Below are 14,236 nucleotides of genomic sequence, written 5' to 3' on the forward strand. Positions count from 1 at the left end.
AATCTTATTATAACTGTCGGAAAGTTATCTTACATTTTTCCGAAACAATTGGTAAGATAAAATTAGAGAAGGTTTCGGAAAGAAGATAAATGTTTCATTACCCTTTAAAATAGGAGGTCTTGTGAAAACAATTGCTATTTGCTTATTTGTATTAATTTTTTCTTCCCTGTTCAGTCAAATTCCAATTCTACAGCAGGAAAACACACCCATAATTTTCGATCATCTTAACAACCCGCGAGAATTACAGTTAACAGAACAATACAATTATGATTGGCTGAACGATGATTGGCAAAACCAGTTCAAACTTGCTTATTCTTACGAAGCTGGACTTGTCAGCGAAATTAAAGTTTATTATTGGAACGGCTCTTTGTGGGCTTACGATCATCGGGAAGTTTATTCTTATGATGATGAAGATCATCTCATTGAAGTTTTGATCCAGTACCATAGCGGAACTTGGATAAACCTGATGCGCTATGTTTTGATCTGGCAAAATAACTTAGTGATGGAACTAACTTTGCAAAACTGGCTGAATATGACTTGGGAAAACAGTGAAAGAACACTGATTTCTTATGATGCGAATGATAATGAAATTGAAGATCTCTGGCAAACCTGGGATGGTTACGACTGGTATGATATGGAACTTTACACCATGACTTACGACAACAATAACTTACGGCAGGATTTACTGGAACAACACAACAACCAGGGAAATTGGATAGATTTCTACCTGAATACTTACTCTTACGATGCAAACGATAATCTGATTGAAGATCTGGGAGCATTTTATACCGGCAGCTGGGAAAATGATATTTTACGAACATATGAATACGATGTTGATGACAATCTTTCTACAATTCTGGAAGAATATTATTTTATGGGAAACTGGTGCGAAAGCAGCTTGGAAAGTTATTCATACGAAAATGATCAGGTCTCTGAAATTCTATATCAAATCTGGGAAACAGATGACTGGTTGAACGATCAATTGGAAGAATACATCTATGAAGAATTAAACTCATATCCAAACGAAATCCCTCACAACTCATCTCTCATTTCTCACCTCTCGAATCATCCCAATCCCTTTAATCCTTCAACTACTATCAGTTTTAGCAGCGAACAAAACCAACAAAACGAACAAATTGAAATTGTGATCTACAATATAAAAGGGCAGAAAGTAAAGACATTTTCGTTCCCAAACGGGAGTTTAGGAACGAGTAAAGGTTTGGTTGTTTGGAATGGAACCGACGACAACAACAAACCAGTTTCCAGCGGAATTTACTTTGCAAAACTAAAATCCGGTAAAACCGAAGCAAGCTCTAAGATGCTTTTATTAAAGTAGGTTGATTAATGAAGTTTAAAGGAACTGTTATATTTTTTTTCTTTCTGCTTTTTCCTTTTCTTCTTTCTTCCATTGATGTCTGGGGGCACTTAACAGAAGATACAACTTGGAGTCCCGATAATAATCCCTATCATGTAATAGGAGATATCACAGTTGAAGAAGATGTAACCTTAACTATTCTACCTGGAACAGTAATTGAAATACAAAGCTCACCTTTAACAAGTTGGGATGACTTCTATCAATATTTTTATTATCCCAATTATCACCAATCACGCTTGTTTTGGGTTGATGGAAACATAATTGCTGAAGGCACGGAAGAAGCCCAAATACTCTTTACTCATGATGTGAATGATAATGATTATTACTGGGGAGTAATCTATATTACAGAGACAGCAGATTTATGTAAATTCACATATTGTCGCTTTGAGTATTCAGGCAGTATGACAATACAACCTGGAAATATAGCTAAAGCAGCCATCACAATGCATAATGGTTTGGGCATCATACGTAATAACTACTTCTACACAAATGTATCTAATATAACAGCTTATTCACATTGCAAAACAATTGAAATAATTGATAATACATTTACAATAGTACAGAATATGGGCGCATTTGCTCAATCATTTTTACAGGAGAAGTTTTCTATTCATTCACCTGATCCTGGTTATAAAGCAGCTTTAGTAGCGAATAATAAGTTTCTGAGAAGAAATGAGTGTTATATCGGTTCAGTTGATATAGTGTTTAATCTATTTGAAGATCATAATGGAGCACTATGGAATTGTCAGGGAACAAATAATATTCGCAAATTTTATGGAAATGATTTTATTAATTGTGAGATAGGTATATCAAATGGAAATGCATCTGACAGTTTCTATGTGAGTAATAATGAGTTTCTTGATGGGAATTATGGTCTAGATTTAGACGGTGGATATGCGTTGATAATAGAAAATTATTTTGAAGAGAATGATATTTTTACATCGATTAATATGAGTGGAGCATTTTATAACAATGTTGCTCATACAGGTTTTTTTTCTATACCAGGTTATTTCATTATACAGAACAATCTGTCATATGAATCTAGTATCGGTTTAGAAATGAGTTGGAGAAATATAAGGTGTGATAATAATCTGATGTTGTATAATGACTATTCATTAAATAGTGGTGGTACACTTGTTTATAATGATTGTATGATTTTCGGAAATGATATGTTAAGTTATAATCCGATATCAGATAATCCAATTTTTCGCAATTGCATCATAGATTTTCCCCTAGATCCACCACTTGTAGATGGTGGTGGCAATATCTGGTTAGATTCGCTAAACGTAGATTCTTTGTTTGTTGATTGGCAAAATGGTGATTTTCATTTACTCCCAGGTAGTGCGGCAATTGATGCAGGATTCGATACTTTGGGTTATTACTATCCATTTGACTTGGAATATAAAGATAGGATATGGGATGGTGATGGAGATGGAATTGCTGTTATCGATATTGGACATTATGAATATGGGGCACCAGAATTTGGGGGAATTGAGGGGCAGACATTTGATCCAATAAATGGAGGATCAGTAAACTATGTTCAAATCAAGATCAACAATGATCAAAGTGCATTTACATTCTCAGATAGTTTAGGATATTACGAATATAAGCTCCCGGCAGGAATCTACGATGTCTATGCAGAACGTGTTTTCTACGATGATGTTGTTGAATATCAAATCGAAGTAGTTGAAGGCGAGTTTACACAACTCGACATTCCTATGTATGAAGCATTGAATATTATGGAAAACCAGATTCCACCTAAATTTTTCTATATTTATAATTATCCCAATCCATTCAATCCAACCACAACAATCACTTTTAACCTTCCAGAACCTGGCAAAGTCAAGCTCGAAATCTACAATTTAAAAGGACAGAAGGTAAAGACATTTTCGTTCCCAAACGGGAGTTTAGGAACGAGTAAAGGTTTGGTTGTTTGGAATGGAACCGACGACAACAACAAACCAGTTTCCAGCGGAATTTACTTTGCAAAACTAAAATACGGTAAAACCGAAGCAAGCTGTAAGATGCTGTTATTAAAATAATTATCAATTATCTTTCCGTCAGTTTCTTGTTTAGAATCTTATTATAACTGTCGGAAAGTTATCTTACATTTTTCCGAAACCATATGTAAGATAAACTTAGAGAAGGTTTCGGAAAAAAAAAGGATAAAAATGAAAATAATTTATTACATTATCACCTTATTGATCGGAGCCGGCTGCGGCTGGCTTTATTACAAGTTCATCGGTTGTCGTGGTGGTGGCTGACCGCTTTATTCCAATGCTTGGTCAAGCATTATCGTTGGCGCATTATTTGGGTTTCTGCTGCTTTCTCCAATTGTGGATAAACTAATTCAGAAACATCAAAATAACGAAACGAACATTGAGCAGAAAGAAGATGATAAGAGAGATAAAACCGCAGGATAAAAAGCGAATCCTGGAAATCTCCCAAAATATCTGGGAAGGTGATGATTACATTTCCCGGGTTTTCGATGACTGGGTAGCAAATCCCAACGGTTTATTTAGTGGATTATGGGAAAATGGCAAACTTGTAGGTTTTGGAAAACTCACTCATCTTACCGAAGAAGACATCTGGCTGGAAGGTTTGCGTAAAGATGAGACCAGCGGAGCAAAAGGAGTGGGCGAGAAGCTTTCCAAGCATTATATAAATTACCTGAAGGGAAAGCAGATCAGATCGGTTCGGTTTTCAACCTATTTCGGCAATATTGCCTCCATCAAATTGAACGAGAAACTTGGTTTTAAACGCCTTCACACACTTTCCCTAAAATCACAGCAAATTCATGAAATGATCTCAATCAAAAACGATTTGACTAAATATGAATTTACAGAAGTTAAAAATTATATCGAATCATCTTCCTATCTGAAAGGAACAAAAGGTTTTATCGGAAAAGGCTGGGTAGTTTATGAATTTAATGAGAAGCTTCTGAAACAATTTCATCGGGAAAAACAGATACTTGTTTATCGAGATGATAACCAGATCAGAGGTTGTGCGATCTGGAGTTTGCAGCATTACAAGAAAATCATCTGGATAAGCTTTCTGGAAGCGGAATCCGAACATATTTTGCATAAACTTCTAACAGAAATTAACAATATCGGATATGATCAGCAAAAAAAGGAAATGCAGATTCTGGTACCCGATGGAAAGTTGCTGGAATTTTGCCATCAAAATAATTTCACAAGTTGGCAGCAAGATCACGATTTTTTATTGTATGAACTTCCCAAAACTCTAATAGCAAAAATAACAGGTAGTTAGCACATTCCAGATTTATCGACCTTGACATCAAACGAATTTGATTCAAGAAATGACACCGAGAATTGGAGGAATGATGATAAAAGATCTTGTTCGAAAAAATAGAAGTTACAGAAGATTTTTTCAGGACTTCCTGATCGATTCCAAAACATTGCTTGATCTGATCGATCTGGTCAGATTGACAGCTACTGGTGCAAATAAGCAGTCACTTCGCTTCAAGCTTATAAACAAATCACCTGAAACGGAAAAAGTATTTTCCTGTCTTAGCTGGGCAGGTTATCTGCAAGATTGGAATGGTCCGGCCGAAGGAGAAAAACCTTCAGCTTATATCATCATTTTGAACGATCCTGAAATTAAAGAAAAACCGCAATATGATGTTGGATTAGCCTGCCAATCGATATTACTTGGTGCAGTGGAAAAAGAACTGGGTGGTTGCATTTTCGGTTCGGTAAAAAGAGATCATCTAAAAAAAATATTAAATCTGCCACCAGAACTTGATATCATGCTGGTTTTAGCTCTCGGTAAACCAAAAGAAGAAGTTGTCATTGCCGACGTGGAAAATGATAACATCAAGTATTGGCGAGATGAAGATGGTAAACATTACGTTCCAAAACGTAAATTGGAAGATATTATTTTATGAAGGCTGGTTTATGAAGAAAATCTTATTTTTTTGTATTTTAATTTTTATTTCTGCTTCTTTTCTACAAGCGCAAACGGTGAATGGAGATACGCTTACAGTTTCGGGAAAAAAGATTTTAAAAGTTTGGGGAACGCATTATGAACGCGGTTTTGCCACCGGATATCTGATGGGCGAAAACATCATGAACCTGGCTCAGGAATATTTTCTGGGAAGTGTTTTTGGCAATAGTGCACCGCTTTATGAATATGCAAAAAATATCTATCTTTCTGCCAGCTCTATCGAAGATAAATATCATGATGAAGCAGATGGATTGATAAATGGAATGATCGATGCCGGTGTTGATATCTACGATGATACTCTGCAGCGGGAACTGGATAAGGATGATATTCTGCTGGTGAATGCGATAGTAGATCTTGCTGGATTGACCGATCTTCCGGGAGAACTGGATCTGGGATGTTCCAGCATGTCGGCTTGGGGAAATAATACGATCGATGATCCTGAGTTGAACGGAGATCTTGTCCTTACCCGTCAAATGGATTGGACTCCGCATCCCGCACTTAACGACAATCATATTCTGGTCGTTCATTTCCCGGCAGAAAATGATGAAGTTAATTGGATGTCATTCACATTTCCCGGTTTATTTGGAGCGCTTTCTGCCATCAATGAAGAAGGGCTTTGCGCATTTATGAACGTTGGAAATAATCACGATTCCGATAATCCTGCCAATCTTCATCCTGTACTCCTCAGCATTCGAAATGGAATTGAAAGCTACGATTATAACGGAGATTATGTTACTAACGCTCTGGATGTAACTGATGCTGTTTCCGATAAAATCCACTTGAGTGGAGCTATCATTCATACTTCGAATCAGGATTTTGGGTTGATAGCTGAAACCAATAACGAAAGGGGAACAGAAGTTCGAGATGATAGTGAAAATACCATGGTTCCTCAAGAATGTTTGGTTGCGACCAATCACTTCCGCAAATTGTATAATCCAACTTATTGTTACCGTTATAATAATATATCTGATTCTTTGAATGCAAATTCCAATATAACAATTGCTCGAAGCTGGCAGGTTCTGCAGGGAGCTTCAGGAATTCCCAATAATATGCACATGATCGAATATGCGCCTTCACAAAATTTAGTGAAATGGTCTACTTCTCTTACAGGTCAACCAGCTTATACAATTGAACCTTCAGTTTTTGAACTTTCGGAACTTTTTACAATGCCGGTGAGTATCGACAATGATTATATCGAAGTGATTTCTGTAGTGAATACGTTCCCAAATCCTTTTGTAGAAACTGCTTCTTTATCATTCAGCCTTTCGCAGAATACCGCAGTGGAGTTGAGTATTTATAATATTCGCGGTCAAAAGATCAAATCACTCATCAGCGATTCTCGGGGAAGAGGAACATACACAACTTTCTGGAATGGCAAAGATGAATCTGAAGAGCCAGTTCCATCAGGAATTTATTTTTATAGATTTGAAACAAGCTATATGAACGAAACAGGAAGATTAATTTTAGTAAAATAATAAAGAAAAATTGAGGAGGATGCGATGCATTTCAAACTACTTTCCGATGCTGATCTGAAAGCTATGGATGCGCTTCTAGATTATCACGGCGGTGCAAAAGAGGTCAATGATACGATTATTAAAATGAGAGGTCTGGAAGTTCGAAAAAAGATTCTGGCCGATAATGGTTTTGGCAAGATGATCGACAGTGCTGAAAACCTGGTGAAGAAATTTCCGAAAGTGTCTGAATTTGAAAAGAAGAATAATATTCAATATAATGACAAATTTGGCAAAGGTACAGCTCAAGTTTCGGGTTGGCAGGGAGCAAAAGTTACGCATCAAGCCATGAAGAGGATTGCGGCTACAAATGGTACTGATGAACCATGTTTTGTTCCATCCGAATTTATCTCAGTGGTTGCTCTTACCGATAATTATATTTACAATGGTGATCTGATGGCAACACTCGCTATGAGCGAAAATTTAATGAAATGCTCGAAGTTCTGCAGCACAAATTTGATCGGAATTCCTATGCCGGAAACACGCTTCGAACAATTGGAAAAAGTTACAGGAAAGGTGTTTCCACGTGCAGATATGGGAAATTCACTTTCTGCAGTTACCTTGAAAAACCAGGGTACTTTTTTTGGTAATTTTGGTGGTATAGAAGTTGCTAATGATAACCATCTTATTTATCTGGATGGTGTAACCAGAACCGCCAAAGCAAATGGTGCCGATTTCTTCTTGAATCCTAGCTGGAGCAGCATTATTGCAGCTTGTTATTATGGTAAAAATATTCCAGCACTCAATTTCAAGATTTCCATGCTGCTGGCTACTCAGAACTTGATGCAGTTCCGTATGTTGTTGAATATTATGAAAGAATATCTGCGAGAAGATGGAACATCTCCGCTTTATGAGATAAATATTGGCAACGGCACAACAGCTGAAACATTCATCCAGGCAGCCAAGGAACTTAAAGCCAGTGGAATCAAGGGAATCAGTCTGGCAGCACATATCTACATCAATCCGGATTTGGGTGCTGCAGGTTTCAATTGGACAGACAATATGTACAAAGTTTTGGAAAGCGGAACTGATATGACCTACAAATATGAAAGTGATGGAACAGCTCGCGAACTGGATACTATGGAAGCTTATTTTATGAGTGAAGAAGATCGGGATGCCAATGCCGAAAAGATCGGTGATGTGATCTTCTATAAATCTATGCAAGCAAGCCGAGATGGTATAGAAATGATGAAAAAAGGCATTAAACCAATTTTTGGTGGAAGCTCGTATTAATCAATGTAACCTTCCAGGTTTTCAATTCCTGGAAGGTTTTGATTTATGGTTATTCAACAATGAATTTTGAATTTAATTCCAAATTCGCTCCCTTGTCTGCAGCGCCGGAGCTTGGTGAAGGCGTATAAAGGGGAGCTGTCCGACGCAAGGAGGACTGAGGGGTTGAATTTTCATTTAAAGCATAAATGTCATCCTGAGTATAGTCGAAGGATGAAATCATCACGGTTCGACACTGCTCAGCATGAGAAAATGAGGTTAACTAATAATGATAACTAATTGGCAGAAAAGATATTCCGATAATATCAAGGAATTTGAGGGATATTCTATCGGAAAGATCTTTAAATATTTGAATAATCCTGAGATCATTTCGTTAGCTGGAGGATTACCTTCCCCTGAAATGTTCCAGGTTCATGAAATGCGACTTGCTTCCAAGAAAAGGCTGGAAGAAGATATTACCACGATAATGCAATACACTGCAGTTCCAGGAGAGATCTCTTTAAAAAAGGCGATTATAGATTTTCTTAGTAGAGACAATATTAATATTTCCGAAGAAAATCTTGTTGTTACTTCTTCGGGTCAGCATGGGCTCGATCTTACGGGTAGATTATTCATTAATCCTGGTGATATAATCATGCTGGATCGTCCTACTTTTGCCGGAGCTATAGTTGCTTTTCAGATGCAAAGACCCAAGATCATCGGTATAGATCTGGAAAGCGATGGGGTAGATGTTGATTCTTATGAAAAAGAATTGAAAAAACTGAAGAAAGAAGGCAAAAAACCAAAGTTCATTTATGTAGTTCCCGATTTTCAAAATCCCTCTGGAATTACAACCAGCTTGACAAAAAGGAAAAAACTGCTGGAACTTAGTTACGAATTTGATGTCCCAATTGTGGAAGACAGTCCTTATCGTGATCTACGATATCGTGGTGAAACCATTCCATCCATTTTTTCATTAGATCAGCAGAATGGGGGTCAGAATGTGATCGGTCTTTATACATTTTCCAAACTTTTCTGTCCTGGAATTCGAGTTGGTTTCAATATCGGTCCCTCCGATGTGATTGGCAGAATGACTAACATCAAAGAAGCAAACATCCTAAATACACCCAAATACAATCAGGATATGTGTACAGAATTTCTTACCACGATGGGATTTGACGAACATATTGCAAAATGCCGTAAATATTATCGCGAAAAATTGGATGTATTTCTGCAGACAATGGAAGAACATTTTCCACCTGAAATGGGTGTAACCTGGACGAAACCGGAAGGTGGACTTTTCTTGTGGGTAACAGTTCCCCAGCATATCGATACGAATGAGCTTTTCATGGAAGCAATCAAATTCAAGGTCGCATTTGTTCCAGGTGATGTTTTTTACGGGGAAAATCCTTCAACAAATCATATGAGAATCAACTTTTCATTTGCTTCCAAAAAGCAATTGGCAGAAGCAGTGAAAAGACTCTCAAAATGTATAAAGGCTCAACTATAACTTCCTGAAAAGGAGGATAATATGGATCTGGGAATTAGAGATAAAGTTGCTTTGGTAACAGCTGCCAGCAAAGGTTTGGGAAAAGCAGTTGCCTTGCAGCTTGCCAAAGAAGAAGCAAACGTTATCATTTGTGCAAGAAAAGAAAATGAATTGAAAAATGCACAAACGCAGATTTTGAATCAAACAGGAAAGAAAGTTGCTTACTTTGTTTGTGATGTAACAAAAGAGAAAGAGGTTAAATCGATGATCCATAAGATAATTTCTAAATTTGGATCATTGGATATCCTGGTTTGCAACGCAGGCGGACCTCCTGCTGGTACTACAGAAAATTTCGATCTGGATGATTATCGCAAAGCTCTGGAACTGAATCTTCTGAGTACAATAAATCTCTGTAATCTTGCTATACCAGGTATGAAAAAGAAAAAATGGGGTAGAATTGTTGTAATTACATCAGTTTCGGTAAAACAGCCTATAAATACTTTAGTGCTTTCCAACACGGCAAGAGCTGGAGCTACTGGTTTTCTGAAAACTCTTTCCAATCAAGTTGCGGGAAATGGAATCACTGTAAATGCAGTATGTCCCGGCTATACCAAAACGCAACGAGTGGAAAATCTGGCTAAAGCTTTCTCAGATAGCGGTAAAGGTACAGAAAAAGATTTTTATGCAAAATTGGAAACTGATATTCCCATGAAAAGGATTGGCACTCCCCATGAATTTGGACAAGTTGTGGCTTTTCTAACTTCACAGGGAGCTGGTTATATCACAGGAGTTTCTTTGCAGGTTGATGGCGGTTATGTTAAAAGTTTATTTTGAAAAACTTGGGATTTTTCAAGGATCATCCGAATTTTTGAAAAAAGAAATAGAGTGGAGGAAATCCCCTCTGTTCTGCACTAATTCGCCAAATAAGTGCAAAAATCTTTCCTTGGAAAAGGCTTGTGAAAAGTGACGTTTTGCTTTATAAAAGCGTTATGTAAATGGGGACAAAAAATAAAAAAAAGGAGATTATAAAAATATGAATCCATATCCTGAAATGATAAAAAATCTACCGGAAATAGATATCAATTTGGAAGGTGTTCGCGGTTGGATGCTGCAGAATGATAAAATGTTGGCAGTATTTTTTGAACTGGAACCTATCGGTAAAATTCCCGATCATTCTCATTGTGCACAATGGGGAATGGTTCTGGAAGGTAAGATGAAGTTTACGATCGATGGTGAAACGAAATTGTACACAAATGGTGATCGTTATTTCATTCCTGCTGGCGTTGTTCATTCAGCTGAATTTGTAACTAAATGCTATGTGATCGATTATTTTGACGATCCCAATAGATATAAGAAAAAAATGAAAAATCTTCGTCATTCTGACGTGTTTCTCCAGTATTCTTGGGAAGAATCTAAATGGTTGTTCGAGAAGTTAAGCTAATAGAACAATCACGAGATTCCTCGAATGAAAAGCTATGAGTAACCTCGGAATGACGGTAAGTATGAGGTAATATGAGCGAATCAATAAAATTCTTTTCTACAAATTTGAAAGCACCCAGTGTAAATTTTAAAAAAGCTTTATTGAAGGGAATAGCTCCCGATAAAGGGCTTTATATGCCGGAAGAAATTCCCTATATAAATCCCAAAAATGTCTGCGAATTTTCGAATATGCATTATTATGAGATTGCTTTTGAGATTGGAAAGCGGTTTTTGGTAGGACAAATACCCGATGATGATCTTTTGACAATTGTTAAAGATGCCTATAATTATGAAGTTCCGCTGGAAAATGTTTATGAGAAAAAATATGTAATGCGTCTGGATCAAGGCCCAACAGCATCTTTCAAAGATTTTGCAGCTCGCATGATGGGCAGATTGATGCAGTATTATCTGCAGCAGGATAACGAAGAATTACTAATTCTTACTGCAACTTCCGGTGATACTGGAAGTGCTATAGCTAATGCGTTTTACGGTTTGGATAATATTAAAGTGGTTGTGCTTTTCCCTCAAGATGAAGTAACAGCAAGACAACGAAAACAGATGACAACTCTGGGTAAGAATATTCAAATTCTGGCTCTGGATACCAAATTTGATGATTGCCAGGCTTTGGTTAAACAGGCTTTTGCCGATTCGGAATTAGATTATCTAAAACTTTCTTCGGCCAATTCCATTAACATCGGAAGGCTTATTCCGCAGATTATTTACTATTTTTATTCCTTTGCCAAGCTTCGCAAAGGCAATCCTGAGGATCAGGTTGTTTTCTCCATTCCTTCCGGAAATTTTGGTGATATGATGGGAGGTATGCTGGCAGGAAGAATGGGCTTACCAATAAGTAAATATATTATCGCAACCAATGAAAACGATGAATTCCCCAAATTTGTAAAAACGGGAAATTATGATAAGATCGTGCCTTCCCTTAATTGCATTTCCAGTGCTATGAATGTTGGTCATCCCAGCAATCTGGCACGTTTAGTTGCACTTTATGATGGTGTGATGGATGAAGCAGGGATCATTCACAAAAAACCTGATCAGAAAAGAATTCAGGACGAAATATATTCAGTCAGTGTTTCTGATGCTGAAACCAAACAGATGATCGCAAATGCCTGGAAAGAACATAAGCTTTTGCTTGAACCGCATGGATCAGTTGGTTGGGCAGGACTACAGAAATACCTGCAGGAAAATCCTGAAAAAGACGATCCTGAAAATTTATTTGTATCTCTGGAAACAGCACATCCTGCAAAGTTCCCGGAACAGATCAGAGAGATCATTGGCATCGATCCTGAACTTCCTCCCAGTTTGGAAGGAATCGAAGAAAAAGATGAACAATTCGATAGAATAGATAATGATTATAAGGCTTTCAAAGATTATTTGATAGAAAAGTATTAAATGAAAAATTTACTATTTAAGGATAAATGTTGTCAAAAGAAAATGAATAAAATTCAATTCTAACGGAGGAAAAATGCAACTTCATCACAAGTTTATAAAAACCGCAAAGAAATTCCCGAAAAAAGTATCTGTTCACGATATTGCAACCGGGAAAGATGTAATTTACGAAAGAATGCTTATTATTGCTCTCATCTTTGCCAAAAAATTCAAAAAAATAGATAGTAAATACGTGGGAGTAATGGTGCCAACTTCGGCTGGATGTATGCTAACCAATATTGGCCTGCTGATGGCTGGTAAGATCCCCGTGATGATAAATTACGCTACAGGTGCTATCGAAAATTCCATTTATGCACAGGACAAATGTAATTTTGAAACGATCATTTGCAGTAGAAAACTTTTGCAAAAGCTCAAATTAGAACCGATCGACTCAATGATTTTTTTGGAGGATATAGCCAAAGATATCAAGATCACTGACAAATTGGGTGCATTACTAAAATCTAAAAGATCAGCTAAATCTCTCAAGAAAATTGTTCATCAGGGTGATGATGATGAAACTGCTGTAATATTGTTTACAAGCGGCAGCGAGAAAGAACCTAAAGCGGTACAATTAACTCATAAAAGTATAGGTCATAATGTTGATAATATTCCCAAGATCATCGATCTTGATCCTTCCCATATTTTCTTGGCAAATCTGCCACTTTTCCATGTATTTGGAATTACAGCCAATTTCTGGTTACCTATCACATTGGGAACCAGCATTGTTGCCTATCCCAATCCGTTAGATTACAAAATAATCTGTGGACTGATAAAAAAATATAAAGTTACTTTGATGGCAGGAACTCCATCATTCTATTATGGTTATCTAAAAAAATCATCTCCCGGAGATTTCGAGTCGATGCAATTTGCAATTAGTGGGGCAGACACTCTAACTAAACAGATCTATGATGGCTTTCTGGAAAAACATGATCTCATCATCAACAATGCTTATGGCACTACAGAAACCAGTCCGGCAATTTCTATAAATACACCAAATGAACAAAAATTTGGAAGTGTAGGAAAACCAATACCAGGCGTAAAAGTAAAAATTCTGGATGTAGATACCGATGAAGAACTTCCTGCCAATCAAACCGGAAAAATCCTGGTGAAAGGTGATATGGTGATGAAGGGTTATCTGCACGATCTGGAAGAAACTTCGCTGCGAATTCACAAAGGCTGGTACGATACCGGTGATATGGGCTACATGGATGATGATGGTTATCTGTGGCATAAAGGCCGTTTAAAAAGATTTGTAAAAGTCGGCGGAGAAATGGTTTCACTGGTTCGTGTGGAAGAAGTATTGAATAAGTATCTTCCAGATGATGTGATCTGCTGCGTGGTTGATGTTCCAAATCCAACCAAAGGGGCAGATGTGGTGGCAGCTGTTACTACTGGAAAAATCGATCAAAGACAGATCTTGAAGAAAATGGCAAAGGAATTACCCGGAATTGCTGTTCCCAAAGAATTTTACATTTTGGAAGAAATCCCCATGATGGGTAGTGGAAAAGTTAATTTCAGGGAAGTAGAGAAAACATGCAGAAAATTGAAAAGAAAAGGAAAAATTCAATAAGGAAGATATAAAGGAATAAAAACATAAGTTTTTAATCAATAGAATTCCTCGAGGCTTGCGTCGGGGTTTTCCGAAATTTCTCCCCTGTTTGAGGGGAGATGCCGAAGGCAGAGGGGTAAATAATGAAAATTCGATTTTCAGCTTGCTGAAATAAATTTAGCGAAATACACCTTGGCTCTGCCACGGTGATAGTCAAA

Annotated in this window: 11 protein-coding genes; all 11 read left to right on the forward strand. The window is 37.2% G+C overall.

Going from position 1 to position 14,236, the window contains the following annotated elements; all coding sequences use genetic code 11:
- The first annotated feature begins 121 nt into the window (after positions 1 to 121).
- Positions 122 to 1,336 (forward strand): T9SS type A sorting domain-containing protein, encoded by a 1,215-nt coding sequence (locus K9N40_07055; GenBank protein ID MCF7814217.1) that lies wholly within the window; start codon positions 122 to 124, stop codon positions 1,334 to 1,336.
- 8 nt (positions 1,337 to 1,344) lie between these two features.
- Complete coding sequence (locus tag K9N40_07060) at positions 1,345 to 3,417, forward strand: T9SS type A sorting domain-containing protein (GenBank protein ID MCF7814218.1); 2,073 nt, start codon at positions 1,345 to 1,347, stop codon at positions 3,415 to 3,417.
- Between the two features lie 352 nt (positions 3,418 to 3,769).
- Entirely contained in the window at positions 3,770 to 4,645 is an 876-nt protein-coding gene (locus K9N40_07065; GenBank protein ID MCF7814219.1) for a GNAT family N-acetyltransferase, read from the forward strand.
- A gap of 73 nt (positions 4,646 to 4,718) precedes the next feature.
- Positions 4,719 to 5,282, forward strand: coding sequence for a nitroreductase family protein (locus tag K9N40_07070; protein MCF7814220.1), 564 nt, complete (start codon positions 4,719 to 4,721; stop codon positions 5,280 to 5,282).
- 10 nt (positions 5,283 to 5,292) lie between these two features.
- Positions 5,293 to 6,816, forward strand: a complete 1,524-nt coding sequence (locus K9N40_07075) for a T9SS type A sorting domain-containing protein (protein ID MCF7814221.1) — start codon at positions 5,293 to 5,295, stop codon at positions 6,814 to 6,816.
- Positions 6,817 to 6,840: 24 nt separating this feature from the next.
- Complete coding sequence (locus K9N40_07080; protein ID MCF7814222.1) at positions 6,841 to 8,085, forward strand: hypothetical protein; 1,245 nt, start codon at positions 6,841 to 6,843, stop codon at positions 8,083 to 8,085.
- Positions 8,086 to 8,350: 265 nt separating this feature from the next.
- Positions 8,351 to 9,571, forward strand: a complete 1,221-nt coding sequence (locus tag K9N40_07085; protein ID MCF7814223.1) for a PLP-dependent aminotransferase family protein — start codon at positions 8,351 to 8,353, stop codon at positions 9,569 to 9,571.
- Positions 9,572 to 9,592: 21 nt separating this feature from the next.
- On the forward strand, positions 9,593 to 10,384 hold the full coding sequence (locus tag K9N40_07090) for an SDR family oxidoreductase (protein ID MCF7814224.1): 792 nt from the start codon (positions 9,593 to 9,595) through the stop codon (positions 10,382 to 10,384).
- Positions 10,385 to 10,583: 199 nt separating this feature from the next.
- Positions 10,584 to 10,991 carry a cupin domain-containing protein gene (locus K9N40_07095; protein MCF7814225.1) on the forward strand — a complete coding sequence of 136 codons (408 nt, stop codon included), beginning with the start codon at positions 10,584 to 10,586 and terminating at the stop codon, positions 10,989 to 10,991.
- A 71-nt stretch (positions 10,992 to 11,062) separates the two neighbouring features.
- Entirely contained in the window at positions 11,063 to 12,433 is a 1,371-nt protein-coding gene (gene thrC, locus K9N40_07100) for a threonine synthase (protein ID MCF7814226.1), read from the forward strand.
- A gap of 73 nt (positions 12,434 to 12,506) precedes the next feature.
- The gene (locus K9N40_07105) at positions 12,507 to 14,039 is read left to right on the forward strand and encodes an AMP-binding protein (GenBank protein ID MCF7814227.1); all 1,533 of its coding nucleotides are present in this window, start codon (positions 12,507 to 12,509) and stop codon (positions 14,037 to 14,039) included.
- Positions 14,040 to 14,236 lie beyond the last annotated feature (197 nt).

The organism is Candidatus Cloacimonadota bacterium (genome assembly GCA_021734245.1).
GTDB lineage: Bacteria > Cloacimonadota > Cloacimonadia > Cloacimonadales > TCS61 > B137-G9.